Source organism: Bradyrhizobium agreste (genome assembly GCF_016031625.1).
Lineage (GTDB): Bacteria > Pseudomonadota > Alphaproteobacteria > Rhizobiales > Xanthobacteraceae > Bradyrhizobium > Bradyrhizobium agreste.
Genome location: NZ_JACCHP010000001.1, coordinates 375,813 through 393,742 on the forward strand (window position 1 = coordinate 375,813; position 17,930 = coordinate 393,742).

The 17,930-nt window shown below is 59.0% G+C and carries 14 protein-coding genes and 2 pseudogenes; 2 read left to right on the forward strand and 14 right to left on the reverse strand.

From position 1 onward, the window contains the following. Nucleotides 1-2,745: 2,745 nt before the first annotated feature. The 14 genes and pseudogenes from HZZ13_RS01475 to HZZ13_RS01540 all read right to left on the reverse strand — a co-directional run bounded on the left by HZZ13_RS01475 (nucleotide 2,746) and on the right by HZZ13_RS01540 (nucleotide 15,889). Nucleotides 2,746-3,332, reverse strand: a pseudogene (locus HZZ13_RS01475) (GNAT family N-acetyltransferase). 1,749 nt (nucleotides 3,333-5,081) lie between these two features. Beyond that, nucleotides 5,082-6,550: pseudogene (locus tag HZZ13_RS01480) on the reverse strand (S10 family peptidase). A 453-nt stretch (nucleotides 6,551-7,003) separates the two neighbouring features. Then, nucleotides 7,004-7,276, reverse strand: coding sequence for a hypothetical protein (locus HZZ13_RS01485; protein ID WP_197957898.1), 273 nt, complete (start codon nucleotides 7,274-7,276; stop codon nucleotides 7,004-7,006). Between the two features lie 180 nt (nucleotides 7,277-7,456). Then, nucleotides 7,457-8,494 carry an EscU/YscU/HrcU family type III secretion system export apparatus switch protein gene (locus HZZ13_RS01490; protein WP_197957899.1) on the reverse strand — a complete coding sequence of 346 codons (1,038 nt, stop codon included), beginning with the start codon at nucleotides 8,492-8,494 and terminating at the stop codon, nucleotides 7,457-7,459. Then, nucleotides 8,491-9,312: a type III secretion system export apparatus subunit SctT gene (sctT, locus tag HZZ13_RS01495; RefSeq protein ID WP_197957900.1), complete on the reverse strand. Its 822-nt coding sequence runs from the start codon at nucleotides 9,310-9,312 to the stop codon at nucleotides 8,491-8,493. Before sctT ends, HZZ13_RS01490 begins: the two co-directional genes overlap by 4 nt. 10 nt (nucleotides 9,313-9,322) lie before the next feature. Beyond that, the gene (locus tag HZZ13_RS01500) at nucleotides 9,323-9,598 is read right to left on the reverse strand and encodes an EscS/YscS/HrcS family type III secretion system export apparatus protein (RefSeq protein ID WP_197957901.1); all 276 of its coding nucleotides are present in this window, start codon (nucleotides 9,596-9,598) and stop codon (nucleotides 9,323-9,325) included. Between the two features lie 2 nt (nucleotides 9,599-9,600). Continuing rightward, nucleotides 9,601-10,266: a type III secretion system export apparatus subunit SctR gene (gene sctR, locus HZZ13_RS01505; protein ID WP_197957902.1), complete on the reverse strand. Its 666-nt coding sequence runs from the start codon at nucleotides 10,264-10,266 to the stop codon at nucleotides 9,601-9,603. Continuing rightward, nucleotides 10,259-11,380, reverse strand: coding sequence for a type III secretion system cytoplasmic ring protein SctQ (sctQ, locus tag HZZ13_RS01510; RefSeq protein WP_197957903.1), 1,122 nt, complete (start codon nucleotides 11,378-11,380; stop codon nucleotides 10,259-10,261). Before sctQ ends, sctR begins: the two co-directional genes overlap by 8 nt. Then, the gene (locus HZZ13_RS01515; RefSeq protein WP_197957904.1) at nucleotides 11,377-11,913 is read right to left on the reverse strand and encodes a hypothetical protein; all 537 of its coding nucleotides are present in this window, start codon (nucleotides 11,911-11,913) and stop codon (nucleotides 11,377-11,379) included. Before HZZ13_RS01515 ends, sctQ begins: the two co-directional genes overlap by 4 nt. After that, nucleotides 11,889-13,244 carry a type III secretion system ATPase SctN gene (sctN, locus tag HZZ13_RS01520; protein WP_311972583.1) on the reverse strand — a complete coding sequence of 452 codons (1,356 nt, stop codon included), beginning with the start codon at nucleotides 13,242-13,244 and terminating at the stop codon, nucleotides 11,889-11,891. Before sctN ends, HZZ13_RS01515 begins: the two co-directional genes overlap by 25 nt. Further along, the gene (gene sctL, locus HZZ13_RS01525) at nucleotides 13,241-13,861 is read right to left on the reverse strand and encodes a type III secretion system stator protein SctL (protein WP_197957905.1); all 621 of its coding nucleotides are present in this window, start codon (nucleotides 13,859-13,861) and stop codon (nucleotides 13,241-13,243) included. The genes sctN and sctL overlap by 4 nt, the downstream gene beginning before the upstream one ends. Beyond that, complete coding sequence (locus tag HZZ13_RS01530) at nucleotides 13,858-14,490, reverse strand: nodulation protein NolU (RefSeq protein ID WP_197957906.1); 633 nt, start codon at nucleotides 14,488-14,490, stop codon at nucleotides 13,858-13,860. The genes sctL and HZZ13_RS01530 overlap by 4 nt, the downstream gene beginning before the upstream one ends. A gap of 11 nt (nucleotides 14,491-14,501) precedes the next feature. Then, nucleotides 14,502-15,368, reverse strand: coding sequence for a type III secretion system inner membrane ring lipoprotein SctJ (sctJ, locus tag HZZ13_RS01535; RefSeq protein WP_197957907.1), 867 nt, complete (start codon nucleotides 15,366-15,368; stop codon nucleotides 14,502-14,504). An 8-nt stretch (nucleotides 15,369-15,376) separates the two neighbouring features. Then, nucleotides 15,377-15,889 (reverse strand): nodulation protein NolB, encoded by a 513-nt coding sequence (locus HZZ13_RS01540; RefSeq protein ID WP_246504243.1) that lies wholly within the window; start codon nucleotides 15,887-15,889, stop codon nucleotides 15,377-15,379. 172 nt (nucleotides 15,890-16,061) lie between these two features. Between HZZ13_RS01540 and HZZ13_RS01545 the strand changes: the two genes are divergently transcribed. Beyond that, a complete protein-coding gene (locus HZZ13_RS01545) occupies nucleotides 16,062-16,757 on the forward strand; it encodes a secretin N-terminal domain-containing protein (protein WP_246504244.1) in 696 nt (231 codons plus the stop codon). A gap of 305 nt (nucleotides 16,758-17,062) precedes the next feature. Continuing rightward, nucleotides 17,063-17,929, forward strand: a complete 867-nt coding sequence (locus HZZ13_RS36610) for a hypothetical protein (RefSeq protein ID WP_246504245.1) — start codon at nucleotides 17,063-17,065, stop codon at nucleotides 17,927-17,929. Nucleotide 17,930 lies beyond the last annotated feature (1 nt).

The following is a 17,930-nucleotide window of genomic DNA, read 5'->3' on the forward strand; positions in this document are numbered from 1 at the left end:
GTCCCTACCGGCCGGGGGGCTGAGTTGAAGAAAGGTTCCTGCCGCATCCGCACTGCTGATGAGGCTGACGAGAAACATGACTCGGCGCCGACCGTTCTGGTACGCTAGCACTGTCCCTGCCACATCCCGCCAACCTCAACAGCTCTGTATCCGGGCGAGCTTACTGAAAGCTGACAGACCTGCGCGGCAATTCACAAATGGAAGGGGCCCCAGGGCAGCGTGCCACTAGACGTCGGACGTTCAGGTCCAGACAAAAGGCCGTTCGGCGCCGCTTACGATCAGCGGCAGCTACAGCGGCGCGACCGACCGGAGGGCGGTCAGCTAATCCACTGCAAGCTTTATGACTGATCGCCGGTTATGACATCCGGCTTCGTGCGGGTCTTCGAGGAGGAGAGTTTACCACGTGGATCGCGCATCAGGCGCATCCGGACCAAATACGTCCCACCGCTTACAAAGTAGCGGTCTAGCTGGCAGCATTCCTCGTGAACATGACCATGTTACCGAGCCGTCTCTCGATCCAAGAGCGCGTTATTCTCCGCAAAATGATAGATACAGCAGTTCTATTGCAAAGTGGGCGGACAGTATTTGCTTGCGTAGGGCGGTGGGAATTGCTGCTCCGCCGTGCGTTTCCTCCCCGCAGGCTGATGAGACGTTCTGTGCGTCAAGTTCAGCAAAATTGATCATGGGGTCCGGCCGAGTCATCCCCTCGGAGCCGCCGTCGCTCGCTTGCCCAAAAGCGTAGCGCTGGCTAGGCATGATCGAGCCGATCGGAATCGAGACATGGTTGTGCCGGTGGTCGCGCTGCGCGCAGCATTGCCGACCCACCGAGACCTACATGAAGCTGTGCTCTACATGATGGGACGGGAGGCGATGATACCCCGCAAACCTCGAAGTGATCGACCGCGCTTTACCAAACTGCGAGCGGGGCAAGCCATGAGGCGTTCCATGTCGCTTCATGGGCCCATCCCTCCAGTAAACCCCTCTTCGTCTTCCAGATCAAAAGTAAGAGCGGCTGCCGAGGATATGGTAGTCAGCTTCTCGTCAGCTAGCGCAGCTATGCCATTGCTGCCCGAAGTGCACAGACATCCCGCGGGTAGCAGATGTCGTTCCATTGAGCGCTTTGCGGAACGCACACGGCGCGTGTACCCAATGTCCTGGCGAGAGCCACGCGCCGTGTGCCTCTATCTTCAGCTCACCTTCGCCCCAAATTACGGCCCCCCTTTTGACCCGTCCTGTGCGTGCGCCCGGACGGGTCACTTGCAGCTAGCTTCCCGCAATCAGCTCGTATAGCGCCGGCCCGAGCAGCTGGAGGCCCTAGCTAACCTTGGGATGTTCATAGCACAAGCGCTCAACCGACAGCGGCCCCCTCGCGCCACATTTAATAGGCTGGGCGCCTCGCGGTCTCGTGATCGGCAAGACAGTCTCCCGCCAGCGTCTCCGGATTATCAGTTTGCGTCCGGCCTTGCTGGTACTGGTATGTTGCTTGTTAGTTTCGCTGAAGGGTAGGGCTGCAGAGATTCGATCGAAGCGGCGAGAAGGTCGTGTGGTCACCTGCCGAGTGTCAAGTCCCTCCTTCCTGCAGTTGAACAAGTGGGCGGCATCATCTTAAACCGACTGCACAATATTAATGTCAGGTTGCGCCGCAATGATAAGGGTCTCTTGTGCGGATCATTTCGCTGCTCTGCGGCCGGCTCAACTTGTCGCCGTCCGTGGTCGTTCGTTCGAGTGGCTGGACATTCGCACGAACAAGATCGCCCAGTTACGCGATCCGGTAACGCACGAACGAGTATGGGTCCCGTTGGCTGCCATTACTGTTCCAACCCGGCCGCAATGGGCTCCGACGCATCCTGCGGTCAGAGATGCTGCTCGCCCACTTTGCACTTATTTCCGGCGCTTTATTAGTCGAGAGAATGTTCGTGCCAAAGTGGACCATGGCGAAACAGCATGATTGCGGGTCTGCAGCATCAGACGTGCAAACTTTGGCGTAGAGACGGTTCGTATGCTTTGCGCAGATCGGGCGAGCCGCCTCAATGTCTGCCCGCGGACATAAGCCCCACCTCATCGAACGCGGCCATGTCAGTTATTGCCAACTAGACTTAACCGGAGGAGGCGACGGTATGAGCGATGCAACCAACTCGTCGTGTGAGCTCAACACGCCGAAACCAGTCGAGCCAGATGGTGCTGCGGTCACTGTTGGCACCATGCCCAATCGACCGCACCTCTTCGATCTCAGCTCCTAATGGCGGTTCCGATGAATATCGACCAGGTCGTTTGAGTAGGCGCAGGTGGCGCCGAGCAATGCATTCCTGGACCGTTACTGCTTTTCCGCTGGCGAGTACGAAAACGGCTACTCACTCCGCCTATCCGACGTGCCCGTCTGCTTGGAGTTACGCACTCGTTGTGTGGATGGCGGCCACGTTCACTCACATCGATCTCGTCCAGCGCGCTAAGATCGGCTGCTTGCGAAAGGGCTTGGGCACCAGCTCACCAACTCCCGATTGAGCCTGCGGAGCCATGAGCCAACAACCGGAACGAGTTGTGATTACGGTCTGAATAGAGCAAATGCCGTGCCGATTGAGAACTGCAGCTCCCTCGCGCTGGAATGCCTTAGAGGGCATAATAGAAAAGAGCCGCAAAGCTAGCAGGCCGGCCTTTGTTTGCGGAATCTGCGCTAAATTAGACATCAGTTCCGGGTCCGTGCAAGAAAAGCTCCGGCAAACATTTGAAGCATCCCCATCTTGCCGGTCAACAAGGCGTTCGCAACATTGGCGTGAGCGGCGGCGAGGAACCGTGTTGTATCTCACCAACGACCTTGAAGCCGTGACGTTGGTAAAAGGGAATATTTTCAGGGTTCGAGCTTTCGAGGTAGGCCGCTATACCCTGCTCATCGCATTGTTCAAGCGCGTATCTCATCAACAATGTGCCAACACCTTTTCCGACCCAGTTCGGATCTACAGCAATGAGTGGCAGGTACCAATGTGGGTCGCGGGGATGATGCTCGGCCATTCTCCTCCGCAAGTGTGCCATATCTTCGGTGATCTCCGGGCGAAGGATTGCGCCATAATTCCATCCAAAGCCTCCTCGTCTTGCTGCACGTCGGGAGGCAGCCATAGGGCCGCGCCAAAAACCTCTCCCACGACGTAGGCTGTGCCATGTGCAAATGCTCGCCCGGCACAGGCATCAATGAACTGAGGCATGCTTCTAAGGTATTGCCTTGGGTCAGGCCAACTCCAACGCATCAACGGATCGGCGGCAAAGCCGAGCACAATTGTGCAGATAGTGCTTGCACGAAGGTCTGCGTTCGCAAAACTGATATCCGATTCTTCTGTCATGAAGTCATTTCGGGTCTCTGTTTGGCCTCGGCCTTGAGCACGGCATCCACGGCCTCTGATGGGAGCGGAATGGATACACCGAAGGTTCGTCGGCCTGAGCTCCCCGCCTGGCTGATCTTGATGGTCACTTCGGATTAAGCTCCTTGCTAGGCATTGCTTGGATCTAGATCTTCCTGGCCGGCTTCTGCGCTTGCAGGCCCAGAAGGGGCATCTGAAAGTCGCCCCGCCGTCCTAAAGGAAGCTTCGACAAGCTTCGTCAGCCTGCCACCACTCAGAGAAATGACACGAGGACGCTTATGAAATTGCACGCCCGAAGAAGTCACCGCATGCGCTCGACACGAACATCGGGGCGATGGCAGCCTTTGAACCGGGTTCCGGCACGACGAGCAGCTTAGCGAGGGTCGCGCGTCGAGCTCAGACCAGGCAGCGAATCATCACCTCTCTCCCATTGAGCGGTCCTGCATAGGCTTCCTTCAAAACACGTGTTGGTGAGAAACCACCATTCCAGTTATCGCATGTTCTTAGCGCTCCTTGATGTTCTTGTGTCCTTACGGCTCTCGGCGCACCACTGCAGCGATTCGCCATTGTCGGGCCAGGGCAACGGGACTGGACACCGCGATGCTGCGCCCACGACCTACGGAAAATCGCAAATTGGGGGATCGCGCGAGAGCTTTCGTGCATCGTCATGCGAGTCGATCAGTTGAAGCTCCAGAGCTCAATCGAGCGAGAACGTTCCTATCGTGCCTTCGTCGAACTTAACGCTCAGGGTCAAGTGTATCCGCCCTCGCTCTTGCCATCGGGGAAAGAATGCAGGTCCGAGTTGCGTAGTTGCACGAATAATTCTCGTAGAGATTTCTTTGGCCGCTGGCGTTGAGAAGCCCCTGATCGGAACGATTTCCAAGTTTCTTGGTGCTGGTAATGCTTGCCATGCCAGGTCCGAGATCCACGCGTTGAGTCATGTATGCTTCGCTCTGTCTTGGAAAACTATGGTCACCGGAGCAGCATATCCGAAGAAATTGTAGCGAAGACCTCCCCAAAATGGGTGGGGATCTATCCGCCGTTGATGATGTAAGTTGGCCGGGTTTAACTTTGAGCATGGTCGCGAGAGGCTCAAATTGAGCATTGCCTAAAGTGGAACTCTTTCTCGAAAGTGGAAAGTGGCGGCTTTTAGCTCCATTTGGAACGGGGGACCCGAAGGCGGAATGGAGCCGGATGAAAGGGAGGAGATTACACCAGCCTCGGGGTCTCGGTGTGCGCAAGCGGGCCGCGACCTGGACGTTCATGACAATGTTCTGCGGAATTGATGAAGGAGTTCGGCACCCGACGCGGCAAAAGCCTTTTCTGGCCACGATAGATGAAGCCAGGTCTGCAGGAGATCTAGCGGTTGCGCCGCCGTGAGCTCCCTAAGTTAAAAGCACCGAGATGCTCCAAAAGCTGCCCAGGCGCGTGGCGCGCATGGGTTGTATCATGTATAGCCGGAAGCTAAATCGACTGCGAGCTGCAGCGCACATCCGGCAACGAAGCTGCCGCTACAGTATCAGCTCACCACAGGCGGCTCATTGCGGGTTGCTCGCGGCCATGATGCGCAACTGCCGCCGCGCGCCTACATCTGCCCAGAAGCGGATGATTTAGGTGTCATAGCACGAGCTGCGCCGGCGCTCGGCGTATCGAACGCATCATCGGAAAGGCCGAAAGGCGCACTGGCCGGCTCTCACCTAGCTCCGGACCTTGTGCCCAATCCATCGGCCACTACTTCATCATCGCTTCGACCTCTGCACGAAAAGCATGGCGCGAGGTGTGTCGTGAATAGAACACGTGGCCGCCCGGATAGAGATAAGCTTTACGCGAGGTGCCGAGGCAAATGGCGGCAATTGATCGAGCACGATCTGTGATCAGAGATAAGGCGTGACGAGGTCAAACAGGTCGTGCCCGACCAGCAGCTTCAGCTTTCGATCCGTTGCAAGGATCTGGCGCAGCTGCGAAACCGACTCCGGAGGGCTGCGGCCGAAATCCCAAGCCTGCCCGACCGAACCGTTGACCAGCTCATAGGAGCCGTCCGGCCGCCAGTTAAGCTTGCGCGTAAGGAGATCGACATAGTCAGAGGTGCTAGTAGCGTATCGCTCGAGGCATCGCCGGTAAGGTGGAAACTAGAGTCCGGATACGGATCGAGGCCACGCACCGAGGCATCAAAATAGCCGATTAGCTTGCCGCTCTTACGATCGAACTCACGGCGGAACTCACCGAGTTCGATGCGGCCCGCGAGCCTACGACTGACCGCTTGGTCGATGCCGGTCAGCGCCGCGACCTTGTCGGCCAGACGCGTGGTCGCCTCCTTGTCCTGCTGGCCTTTCATAAGATCGACCAGAAACTCGCCGCGTGCATAAGCCTCCACGTCAGCGAGATCGGCTCGCTTGACCGGCCCCTTAGCTTCACGGAAGGTCGCGGCATAGCTTGCGCAGCGCCGCGACGTATTGCAATAGACCCGCGCGGACGCTGGAGTCGAACACTGGCGAGATCATGATGAGACCCTTAACGCTTATGCCCTGCCGCATCTGCAACTGGTGGACAATCTTTGGGCCGCGAATGCCATCATAGCTCTCGCCCGCGATGTACTTCGGCGACAATAGTCGGTCATGTTTCTCGAGCCAGCGGCGGATCACCAATGCGAGCGCGTTGGCGTCGCCGTCAACGGAATAGAGTCGCTTGCGTACATCATCGCCGGTACCCACAAATCGGCTATAGCCGGTACCTACGGGGAGGAACACTAGATCAGTGAAATCGAGCCAAGTTTCCGCGTTTGGACTCGCCTCCGTAAAGCTCGATGGCGTGACCTCGTCCGCATTGATCGGTAACCGCCACGGTCCGGCTGCCGAGCTGCAGCCAGGCTGATGATGAGCCCGGTCCGCCGTTGAAGAAGAATGTTACCGGACGGGTGCCGCGATCAGTGCCGTCAAGCTGATAGGACGTATAGACGATTAGGCCTGCGGCTCGCCCTTGTCGTCGAACAGACGGATCGAGCCGGCGGTCGCGAGGAAAGAGAGCGTCCTGCCAGAAAGCTCAAGCGTTTGTCTGGTGCTGGAGTCGGGCGGCAGCCGATGCTGCTCGGCCGCCGACGGTATACTAGGAGTTTGGCCGGAGCCGGCCTTCTGGCCGGCCGGCGTCATGACTTGGACGGGCAGCGGCGAATCGTCGGCCCTCGCGTTGCCTATTCCCCACAGGCAAACAGGATGGCTGCAATAAAGGTACGGCCCAGCGCGGTCAATCACATCGAGTTTCGCCCGTCCCGGCGCGCCCCCTGTGCGCGAGGCCCATCTGTCAAAGCGGCTCTAACCACTAGCTCAGGGCCGGGAGACAACAAACCTACCAAATCCAGTAGCCGTCACCATCGCCGGATGCCCTGCGAACGGTTGCGCGAGGGCGTCATCTAGCCAATGACAGGGCCCTCCAAGCTACAGCAAGCCCACCTACTGAGGCCGCAATGTATTAAGTCTGAATCGTAGCCGCTTCCCAACTTGACAGTTGTGTGCGTCAAGTTCAGCAAAATCGATCATGGGGTCCGGCCGAGCCATCCCCTCGGAGCCGCCGTCGCCACCCAGCCGCTTCCTGTCTTGTGGGATATTTTGGTTCGAGACCAACCTTCGAACCCTGGGGCTGCTGAGAAAGTGTTGGGTCTATTCAAGAGCCACGATTAAAGCCGTTGAAATGGCTCGAGCCAGAACTCGGCGGTTTTCTGGATGGCTCACGATTGCGCGGCCCTTTGATACAAACGTCACTGTGAAGATGGTGAACACTGGAGCTAACGCTTCTAGTTGCTGCGCCTTTTCAAGTAACTCAGAGACGGAACATTGTTCGGTGCCGCGTTCCACAGCCACAACGATCCAAAACAGTTTTTCGCACCAATTCTTCAGCGACGCATTTGAAGAAAGCCGCAGGCAGACTAACATCGATGAACGCCATGAATGACACAACTTCATCAATGCTCAGTAACGGCTCGGCGATTGCACAATCCAGGAGTGCATCTGATGAGTATCCAGCAAAGCGGTATGGGCCCGCGGCTGGACCTGTTTAATCGCAAGACTCACCTCCATCGAGCGCGTTGCGGATCGCAGCGTCAGGATAATGATCTAGACCAGCCCAGCGGCATAGAGTGCCTTTGCGACCGATTCGAAATATTGCGAGGGAACAGGGTTGCCGAGCCTTGCTTTGCCGAGCAGCTGACGCGCTAGGACATCGTCATCCACAATGTTGAGGCGCAGCGCGCGCGCCTCACCAAGCAACTGTGAAGCAGCTTCGCCCTCGCCACGGCAGACCAAGACCGGCACGCCGGTCTCGCCGCGAACATAGCGCAACCCCACCAACGTTGCCGCTCCCCGCAAGATCAACGTGGCCCGACTGATGCCGAGCGGAGCCTCGTTGGCCGACTCTTGCCGCAGACGCCGGTGCTCACGCTTCACCTGCGGATTGCCTTGCTGTTCCTTGTTCTCCCGCTTGGCCTCCGTTTCCGTCATCCGCATGTCCTGCATAAACAACCAGCGTTGGATTAGTAGGTCGGCCAATCCGCCGACCAGAAAAGCTCCAGCGGCAATCCCAGTCAGCACTTTGACCTCGGTAAAGACGAAGCCAAAACAGACCATGCCGCAGACTGGCATGTACACGAGAGCCTTCCAGCTCGCGGTCACGATGAGAAAGAAGGTCGCACCAAGCAAAGCCACTTTAGCCAGCGTCTTGCCAAGCTCGATGGCCGAACGTTTCGAGGCGATGCGCTTCAAGCCTTTGATGGGATCCAGTTTCTCGAGCTTCGGCTTGAGCGGCTCCGAAGCAAACATAAAGCCGCCATTGGCCAGGACATTGGCCAGAAGAGCTGCTGTCACGGCAGCGGCGAGCAGCGGCGCGACAGTGGCAATCGAAAGTTCTAGCAAGCCGCTGAGTGCTTGTGGCGCCGCGCCTGTGAACGGCTGCTCCTGCAATTTATCGACCAGTTGGACCGTTTCTTTCCACTTGTCCTCGATCGCACCCGCTCGCCACCACAGGCAGCCGAAACCGGCACAGGCGCTGACGCCGCTCACCAGATCCGAGCTGCGCGCGCTCTGTCCCTTCTTTCGGGCATCGCGCAGCTTCTTGGGCGTCGGAGGAAGCTTTTTTTCCTCACTCGTAGAGCTCATTTCAACAGCTTCTTCAGATACTCGAGCATATTGTTCGAGGTTAGGATTTCAGCTCCGGCGTATTCGAGCAGATAGACGACGTAGCTCACCATGATGACCCCGAATGCAACATTCTTAATCATTGGGGAGAGATCGTTCAGCTTGAGCTGAGATGCAAAGCGGCCGAGCATCATGACCGAGATATCGACCAGCAGCAGCAGGGCCAGCGCCGGCCCGGCGACCAACAAGGTCGTCATCATGATACGATCGAGAAGGGCCAGACATTCCATTGCCCCTTGCGCTGTCACGGCAGGCAGAAACTGATAGACAGGCCATACTAGGTAGCTGCCATAAAGGCCGCTCACCATGGTCTGCAGCCCGCCGACCAGAACGAAGATCGTAACTGCCGTAACACCGAGAAAAAGCCCGGTTCCGGACGCTTGGCTGTGCGTCGCGGGATCCTCCCCCGCAACTTGGCTTGAAATTCCTCGTTGGGTATCGATGATGTCGCCGACCGCCTGTATGCTCCATAGTGGAATACTGAGCAGGATGCCGAGCATAAGACCGACGAACACCTCCTTCAGGCCAAGCATGGTAACGCTGACCAGGCGCGTGTTTGGGTCCAGGTCCTGCAGACCTATTTTGATGTGAGCAAGGCACGGCAGGCCGATCGCAATCGTCAGGCTTCCCCGAACCAGGCCGCTGATACGCGCTCGGGTGAAGACGGGAAGCACCAGCATGATGCCAAGGGCGCGGGCCGCACTCAGGCCCGTTGCGGCGACGAGCTCGATCGTGCCCTGAACGAGAGCTTGCGCCTCTGCCGGTGATAGGCCAGCCATCCAGGCTCTGCTAATATCTTGCGGTGAGTGCTGGAAACTGGCTGAAAATGTGCTCGGCCTGGTCGATCAGTGGAGCGCTGAGCACGGGAGAAAACCCGGCGAGCACGGCGACGACGACCAGAAGCTTGACCGTCAGTGGCAGGGTCTGATCCTGAAGCTGAGTTGCCGCCTGGATGAGGCCAATGATCAGTCCGGAGATGAGAGCTGCCAGCAGCGGCGGCAGAACCCAGATCATGAAGAGGACGAGCGATTGACTCAGGTGCGTAAGGATGCTGGCTTCGTTCATGATCAACCTCCTGGCGTCGTGTAACTTAATACCAGCCCGTGCATGAGACGTGACCAGCCGTCGATAGTCACGAACAAAAAGAGCTTGAAGGGGACAGATATCACCGTGGGGGACACCATCGACATACCCATGGCCATCAAAATCGTCGTAACGATCAGATCGATCGTGATGAAGGGAAGGTAGAGAAGAAAGCCGATTTCGAACCCACGCTTGAGTTCGGAAATCAAAAACGATGGCACAAGAATGGCGAAATCATCTGCCGTTACGCTGCCGCGCATCTCCTCCGACCAGACATGTTCAGTGGACGACAGGAAGAAGCTGCGCTGCTCTTCATTGGTGAATTTCTTCAGATGAGCACGCAGCGGCTCCTGTCCCTCCTTGGCGGCCGTTACCCAGTCATCGAAACTTTGGTAGCGAAGCTGCGGATCGGTAAGGCGGTTGTAGGTCTGCTCGAAGACCGGAGCGCTGATGAAGACGGTCAGGATTAGTGCCGCTCCGTAAAGGACAATGTTCGGCGGTATCGATTGAGTCCCCAGCGCATTGCGCACTAGGAAAAGAACAACCGACACTTTGACAAAGGCGGTAGTTGTGACGACAGCAAAGGCCAGGAGGCCAAGCCCGACGGTTATCGCCAGAAGCGCAAGGATGCTGGGTTGGATCTCAGCCATTAAGCGCCAACCTGCCGCGCAACCTGACGGCCAGCTCCTCGCCGATCCGCACGATGTCGCCACGGCCGATACGTTGGCCGTTGGCAAGGATATCGACCGGCCCATCAAGAGGCCGGCCAAGTTCGAATACGTGGCCTTCGTTGATGGTTCGCAACGTTCCCAACGGCATCGGCCAGCGGCCACATTCGAATACGAGTGTGATCTCGATGCTGTCGATATCCGCCTCTGACGGAGGCGGCTGTTGCACCTGACTTTGGGGCATCATATCTCCACTTTCTAAGGGGTGGGATCGCAATCGGAATGGTCCTCGCAGCACCAGCCTGTCGCCGCCGATCTCTGCAGGGGCCCACAATCGGTCTGCAGCGAGAATGACCTGGCCTTGCGCGAGGGGAATTGCGTCCGGGAGCAGCGCGTCGCCTTGCCCTGCTTGGCGAAGAACGCCGATCGCGACGCGGAGCGAGCCGATATGGCCTGCAACGATGACCGGGAATTCGGAAGGCAGTTTGGCCTTCTGTCGCGGCGATCGGCCAAGAAGCTCACCGAGGGCGCGGAAGGCCGGCGGCGTCAGACCGTCCAGAGACGAGAATAGAAGCAGCCTAGCCTTGCTGGCGAGATCACCATAGGCGACGTCAAATTCAAGATAAGGCCTCGTACTCCGCGCTTCCTCGGTGCGAACAAGCTGCAGATTCCGCTTCGTCAATCTTTCCAGCGGAGCAAGCAAGGGCTCAAGCGCAAGTTCCAGGACCAGCGAACGCGTCGGCTCAGAAGGAAGGGTAAGGCCATCCTGCACGGTTCCAATCAGCGCTTCCACGAGCGGACCGGGCAGGGACAGGATCAAGGTTTCACCATTTACTTCGAAGACGCAGTCAAGCATCGACGTCGCAGCCGGCTCCGCCTGCCAGACGGTTCGGCTCACCCGCACAGATAGCGGCTTCTCGCCGAGGCGGCCTTGCAGAGGCGCACGCAACGCTGCGATCTCGTTAAGCCAAGAGGCCACGGCGTGCGAGAGGGTCGGCGTCGGCATAAAGGCTGCGGGCTCAGCCGGCCGATATGTCGCCGGTGCGGCTTCCGCGTCGCGGGCCCCTGGCTCCCGCGAAAGAGGATCTGCAATCACGTCGGCTCACCTCCCGTCCGCCCTGATGGGCCTCGCCGGTAGCGGAGCAAGACTTCATCATCGGCTTCGATTTCGCCGGCGGCTTCGAAATGAGCATTCGTGATGCGCTGAACGTCGCCATCGATCTGACGCCATTTCTGGCTCGCCGCTGAACGCTTGGTCCAAACGGCCCTCGCCTCAAGAACCGCAGCCTCAGCTTGCTCTTGAGCAGCACGGGCCTTGTCAAGAACTCGCCGCGCCGCTGCGATCTCGTCTGTGAGCCGCCCGATGATGAGATGATAGCGTCGCTGCAGTTCGCAGACCGATATCGCATCGGCCGCTAGCATCTCCCGATAGAGCTCCGCCTCGACCGTTGCGCGGCGCCCCTCGGCATTTGCAAGATGCTCGCAAGCTTGTTGGACAGCTTGAATCGCGAGATGGCGCTTGCCTTCCATGTTGGACAATTCACGACGGGCGCTTCGCTCCCGCATGTCCTTGACGAGCCGCAGCTTTGAGGCGTGAACGGGATTTAGGCGGTCAGACGCGATATCCATGCGACCGTCTCCTCAAAGCTGCACGTCTCGCCCTGGCCCTGCCGCAAAAAGGCCCGCAGCTCCTCGATCGAGGCGATGGCCCGATCGGTGAGCGGATCAGAGCCTTGCTTGTACTCACCGACCTTGATCAAGAACTCGGCCTCAGCGTAGCGCGAGAGCAGATCACGGAAGAAGGATGCCGCCTTGCGATGGGGCACGGACACGATCGCATCCATGACGCGGCTGCGGCTCGACAGCACATCGATAGCCGGAAAATGCTCTTGAGAGGCCAGCGCGCGCGAGAGAATAATATGGCCGTCAAGGATGCCGCGTGATTCTTCCGCTATTGGATCACCAGTACCATCGCCTTCGACAAGTACGGTATAGAAGGCCGTAATGGAGCCATGCTCGCCCATGCCGGCGCGCTCCAACAAGCCCGGCAACAGCGCAAAGACGGAGGGCGGAAAGCCGCGCCGGGTCGGCGGCTCTCCTGCGGCAAGGCCGATTTCACGCATGGCGCGGCTAAAGCGCGTCAAAGAATCCATCATCAGAACGACGCGAAGGCCCTGATCACGAAAATATTCGGCCAGCGCCGTCGCCATATGGGCGCATTGGGCCCGCTCCATCGCCGAACGGTCGGAGGTCTCCACCACAACGACGGAACGGCGAAGGGCCTCGCCTAGATGGCGTTCGATGAATTCACGCACCTCTCGACCACGTTCGCCGATCAGCGCAACGATGGTGACGTCGGCCGCAGCGCCTCTTACGATTTGCGACATCAGCGTCGACTTTCCGCAACCGGCATCACCATAGATTCCGATCCGCTGACCTTCTCCACACGTCAGAAGACCATCCAGGACCCGGACGCCGAGCGGAAACGGCTGTTCAATCGCGCGCCGTTTCATCGGATTGGGTGCCCTGCCGCGCAGCGGGCGGGCTTCGCCGGCCTTTATCAGGCCCTTGCCATCGAGCGGACGGCCAAAACTGTCGATGACGCGGCCGAGCAAATCGGGGCCGACAGCCACTTCCTGCATTCGCCCGGTCGTCACCACCTCCGCACGATTGGACAGCCCCACCATGTCCCCGATCGGCGTGAGTAACACCCCGTCCGGCAACAGACCGATCACCTCGGCCTCGAGCGACCATCCGCTGCGAGGATCCTGCAATAGGCATAGTTCTCCGACCCGCGCCTCCGGCAAGACGGCGTGCAGCAGCGTGCCGACTGCCCGCGTTATCCGGCCGCGGACGGCGCGTGTATCGATCCGCTTGGCGGAAGATCTCAAGGATGAGAGTGCGGCCCTTACAGTTCCTTCTGCGGCAGCGGCATCATGGGTTGGTCGTTGCACGGTCACGATTCACCCTCCTGCGACAAGCCAAACCCCAGACGCAGCGCGCGCAGCTGCGCGGCAAGGTCGAGATCGACATTGCCAAACTCGCTCCACAAGACACATTGGTCCGCGCTCAGCGCCGGATCCGCCTCAATCCGGACCTTCGGCCGACCCTCCAATCCGTCATAGTCCTTGAACTCACTGGCCAGCAGGTCGGCTTTCACTGGGGATACGTGAAGGCAAACTTCCGTGTTCTTATATCTTTGCTCGATGGCATGACGAACGCCGCGCACCAGCATCTCGCCCGGATCAAACGCGCCAAGCAGATCGCTAAGGATCTCAAGGACCAGCTGCGGCAATTCCCGCTCCAGAACCGCCTTCCGTTGCGCCAGTTCACAAGTAGCCTGGGCAATCAGCCGCGCCATTTCCTCTGCGCCCGCCTTTGCACCCTCGGCGCGGCCCCGCGCCCGTTCCCGCTCATACGCCTGGCGTGCCCAACCGCGAACCCGCTGCAGATGCCTTTCGGCAGCGTCCCGCGCCCGTACGGCATCGTGCCAGATCTCGAGCTGCGCTGCTGGGATCAGCGGTCCAAGAGGCCGAATCTGCGGGGCCGCGGGCGATGCTGGGGCATCGGCCGTCATGCCCTCGCAGCCTCTGTGCCCAAATGGGCCACGACTTGGAAAAGTAGCAGGCCTGCTGCGCTCCGGTGTTCAGCAGCTGGATTCTCCGCGGCCGTGCCAATGGGCAAGCGCAGAAGCACGCGGATACGATCAAGCGATGAAGCCTCTTCGAGCCAGGCGCCGAGACAAGCATGCCCGTCATATTCGATCTGTCGGGCCAATTGCTCTGGATCGACGATCGGGGTCGTTGCGACGGCACTGGATAGATGTCGGACTGCAAAAGCATGCGCTTCGGCCCCGATCATCTCGACCAATACTGACAGATCGTGCCTGGAAACCAGCTTGAGGATGGAGCGTGCATGCCACATGCTGCCCGCGAGCAGCGCAGCCCGGCGCGGTTCATGCCCGAGGAGAGGATCTTCGTTCCAGTCGGCGCTGCCCACCTTCACCTCGCTGCCCAGCAGCAGTTCCGCCAGTCTTGGCTGCAGCCTGGCGCTCTGCTGTAGCCGAACCAATGTGGAAGGCGAAAGCAGCGGGTCAAGAAGCCTAGCAAAACGACTGGGATCCACCGAGGCAGCAAGCTCGCGCAGCCGATCGGCAGCGAGCGTGAAGGAACGATTGGTTTCGGTGGATGACATCGATGCCGACATGAGCGTCCCGACTATATCGCATCAGCAATCATCTTTTTGCCAGCCGATTGCTCAGCAGGCACACTCGAGCGTCTACCGAACATGCTCAGCTTGCGCGATGATTGTCCAAACTGGCGCACACGCGGGCCCAGCAATACGTAAGCTACGATGCCGAATACCGCTCCGGCGCCTCCCACAGCAAGGGTAAGTGACGGCATTGAACCGGCTCTGGCTGACTGAGCCGCAGCGGCTGGCGGCGCGGCCGACTGCTCGAGCGGAGCGCGCTCGACCGGCACGAAGACGACCGCGACCTTGTCATAAGACAGCCCTTCAATGCTGTTTGCGACGAGCATCTTGATCTGGGGCAACAGGGCCGAGAGTTTCGCGTTGGAGCCGTGGCGAATGAAAACCGAGGCCGAGGATGGGGTCGCATCTTGCCGCAACAAGTCGTTCTTCGGCAGAACGACATGGACACGTGCTGAAAGGACGCCATCTATATCGCTGATGGTGCGCGACAATTCTTCGCTTAGAGCGTAAACGTAACGTGCCCGCTCCTCGATCGGTGAGGCAACGAGGCCCGATCCTTTGAACACCTCGCCGAGATTCTTGAAGGATTGGCGCGGCAGCCCCTCAACATTTAGCAGGTCGATCGAATAGGCGAGCTGCTTTTCCTCGACCTGAATTGTGCTGGTTCCGTCCTTGGCGACAACACGGACAGCATCAACGCCCTTGCCAAGGAGAAGCGCGAGCATCTCATTGGCCTCGCGCTCCTGAATTTTGGTGTAGAGATCAGCCTTACAGCCGATCAGCGGGAGGAGAAAGGGCAGAGCAAGACACATGCGAAACCGCCGCCACGAATGACGGCCGCCACAGCCACCCCTTTTCATCACGCCAGTCATCGACGCACTCAGCCGGCCGACAGCAGCTTATTCAGTGACGAACTGACAGCGCTGGTGCCCTTGGAGACGAGGGAAACCTGAATGACGTCTCTGTATACGTCTCGCAGATTCGTCATCATCGAATCGAAGTCGGCTCCAACCGGTTTAACAGTCGTATGCGCACCGGCACTGTCCGTCTGCAAAAGCGGCTGCGTAGCCGGCCCAGGCTGCACGCCGGTCACGGCAGCTGGCGCAATCGCCGGAGGAATGGCACGGCCGTGGTACATGCCCGAAAGGGTTTGGAGGATTCGGTCACCCGGCGCATTTGCTAGCACATTCGTGCGCTGGACCTCCAATATCGGCGGAGGCGCTGCGGGCCTGTCCGCGAGCGAGGAAGCAGATCCCTGATTGGAAGCTACTTGCACCAGGGACTGCTCAAAGCGCACCTGCTCGCCAAGAGCTGCCGGCGAGCAGGCATTGGAAAGACAGTCGGCTGAATTGGGAGAGATCGGCGTTGCGCCTAACAACATGGAATGAGTCATTGTGCTCGTGTGATGAGACCTAGGCGTTTTGGGCCGATAAACCGATGGAGTTCATAGGCTGGTGAGCTGACGAAAACCTGACGAAGATCGGGCTGACTGCGTCATCTAAAGATCATGTTTCGCTTCCAAGCTGGAGCGAAATTCCAACTTCATGATGAGAAGACGTCCGGGAATGCTCGCGCGATCCACCATGGTACAAATTTTGAAAAGGATTCTTTGTGTCGGCGTTTTCGTGTGTCTCGGAATGATGCGCTCGTTTGGCGCATCCCTTTCACTGCCGTCCGCCCCTTATAGCTACACCGTTCTCGATCAGGACCTTTCTGCGGCACTGCAGGAGTTCGGAAACAATCTCAATATCAGGGTCAATGTCAGCGTCGAGGTCAGGGGCCGGATTCGCGGACGAATGCCGGACCTGCCGCCACGAGAATTCCTCGACCGTTTGACCGCCCTCTACAATCTTCAGTGGTATTACGACGGGCTGGTCCTTTACATCTCCGCTGCCCACGAGGCGCAAAGCCGGTTGATTGTGTTGAACCCGATCAGCTTCGATGCGTTCAAGTCCGCGCTCGACGCGCTCAACATCTCTGATGAGCGCTATATCGTGAAACCGGCTCCGGGAGAGGGCCTCATCCTTGCTTCTGGCCCACCCCGATTTGTTGCGCTGGTGGACCAGACCCTTAAGGGCCTCGTGGCGGAGGCGCAGGCCCGGCGCAATCCCGTCGCGGCCGAAAAGCCACAGCGTGAGTCGGTTTTAATGTTATTTCGCGGCTCTTCGAGCACGGTCTTTCGAGACGGGCGGCCGGAAGGTTCTCTCGAAACGCCACACCAGGAGAGCATTTCGCGCGAACCCGGTCCAGGCCAGAAGTGATGGTCGAAGATGCGAGACCCCTTCGAGCGGAGTCGGTCCATCCGACGTCAGCGTATATTCATCCGATCGTCAGCTTCTCGAAAGCTAAGGTCCCCAGCATGAGCCTGCGAGGTCTGGACGGCTGCCTTGTTTGTGGCAGCCCCGGATGTATGGATCAGAGACCGGGTGCTCGAGGGAAAAGTGGGTAGCGCCATCTTTTAACGTGGCGCAAGAAGTTCAATGCGAGCCTCCGAACGCGCGCTTCTAAGCTGGCTGATGCTTCGCATCGCTCGATGCGCTCTCCATCAATTGAAAGGAGGAACAGGGTGGATCTCAATGCAGTCGCCCTGGCGAATACGAGCCCGGAGCCCGACACACCGCGGACGGCTACAGATAGAACCGAGTTCGAGCGGCAGCTCAGCGTCACACAGGCTGGCGCTTCGCCCCATGGCGTTGCCCCTCCAGTACTGCAGCGCGAGGCTTATTCACCCTATCTGGACGCCGGCCATCCCTACTCTCCATACTTCGATACTGGGCACCTCTATCCGCCATATCCAGATTTAGCGCACGATTCGCCAGACTCTGGTTGGCAGGATACTCTATATACGGCTCCTGCGGCCGACGCCGCGCCAGAGCCGGCAAACGGCTCGCAGCACCTCTCGCAGCAGTCCATCGCTCAGGCGATCGAGGAACATCCCGGCTTCGATCAAGACCTGATATGGCAGAATCTGGATGTCGGCCCGTTGCATGCCGAGCCACCGCACGTTGAGCCATCACAAGCGGGGCCATCGCATGCAGGACCATCGCGCGGCGCCCCTTTGCAGGGTGAGCCGTCGCAAGCCGGCCCCTCCCATGCGGGGCCATTGCAAGCGGAACCGCCTCAAGCTGGGTCTTCCGCGGTTGGACCGCCAGAACTTTCCGAGTTCCGTATGCAGGACGGACATCTCGCCAAGGATTACTGGGTGTTTGCTGGCCAAACAGCCACAGGCGCTCAGATCGACATGCTGGAGCGCAGCGGAGTGAAGCCGAGCAAGGACCACCCGACAGTTTTCACCATTCTCGGGGTGCCTCATACGGCCGAATGGAGAGAAGAGGACTTCATTCGTCTCACACCGTCGCTAGACCCGACCCTATGGCCTGAAGACTGCGAGCAAGACCAACCTGCAGACGCGGAAGATCCGCCCATCCGCTAAC

Excerpts from the sequence above, each read along its gene's own strand:
- HZZ13_RS01485 (WP_197957898.1), bottom strand. The coding sequence starts at position 7,276 with ATGTTAGTCTGCCTGCGGCTTTCTTCAAATGCGTCGCTGAAGAATTGG.
- HZZ13_RS01490 (WP_197957899.1), bottom strand. The coding sequence starts at position 8,494 with ATGAGCTCTACGAGTGAGGAAAAAAAGCTTCCTCCGACGCCCAAGAAG.
- sctT (WP_197957900.1), bottom strand. The coding sequence starts at position 9,312 with ATGGCTGGCCTATCACCGGCAGAGGCGCAAGCTCTCGTTCAGGGCACG.
- HZZ13_RS01500 (WP_197957901.1), bottom strand. The coding sequence starts at position 9,598 with ATGAACGAAGCCAGCATCCTTACGCACCTGAGTCAATCGCTCGTCCTC.
- sctR (WP_197957902.1), bottom strand. The coding sequence starts at position 10,266 with ATGGCTGAGATCCAACCCAGCATCCTTGCGCTTCTGGCGATAACCGTC.
- HZZ13_RS01515 (WP_197957904.1), bottom strand. The coding sequence starts at position 11,913 with ATGGATATCGCGTCTGACCGCCTAAATCCCGTTCACGCCTCAAAGCTG.
- sctL (WP_197957905.1), bottom strand. The coding sequence starts at position 13,861 with ATGACGGCCGATGCCCCAGCATCGCCCGCGGCCCCGCAGATTCGGCCT.
- HZZ13_RS01530 (WP_197957906.1), bottom strand. The coding sequence starts at position 14,490 with ATGTCGGCATCGATGTCATCCACCGAAACCAATCGTTCCTTCACGCTC.
- sctJ (WP_197957907.1), bottom strand. The coding sequence starts at position 15,368 with ATGACTGGCGTGATGAAAAGGGGTGGCTGTGGCGGCCGTCATTCGTGG.
- HZZ13_RS01540 (WP_246504243.1), bottom strand. The coding sequence starts at position 15,889 with ATGACTCATTCCATGTTGTTAGGCGCAACGCCGATCTCTCCCAATTCA.
- HZZ13_RS01545 (WP_246504244.1), top strand. The coding sequence starts at position 16,062 with ATGCTCGCGCGATCCACCATGGTACAAATTTTGAAAAGGATTCTTTGT.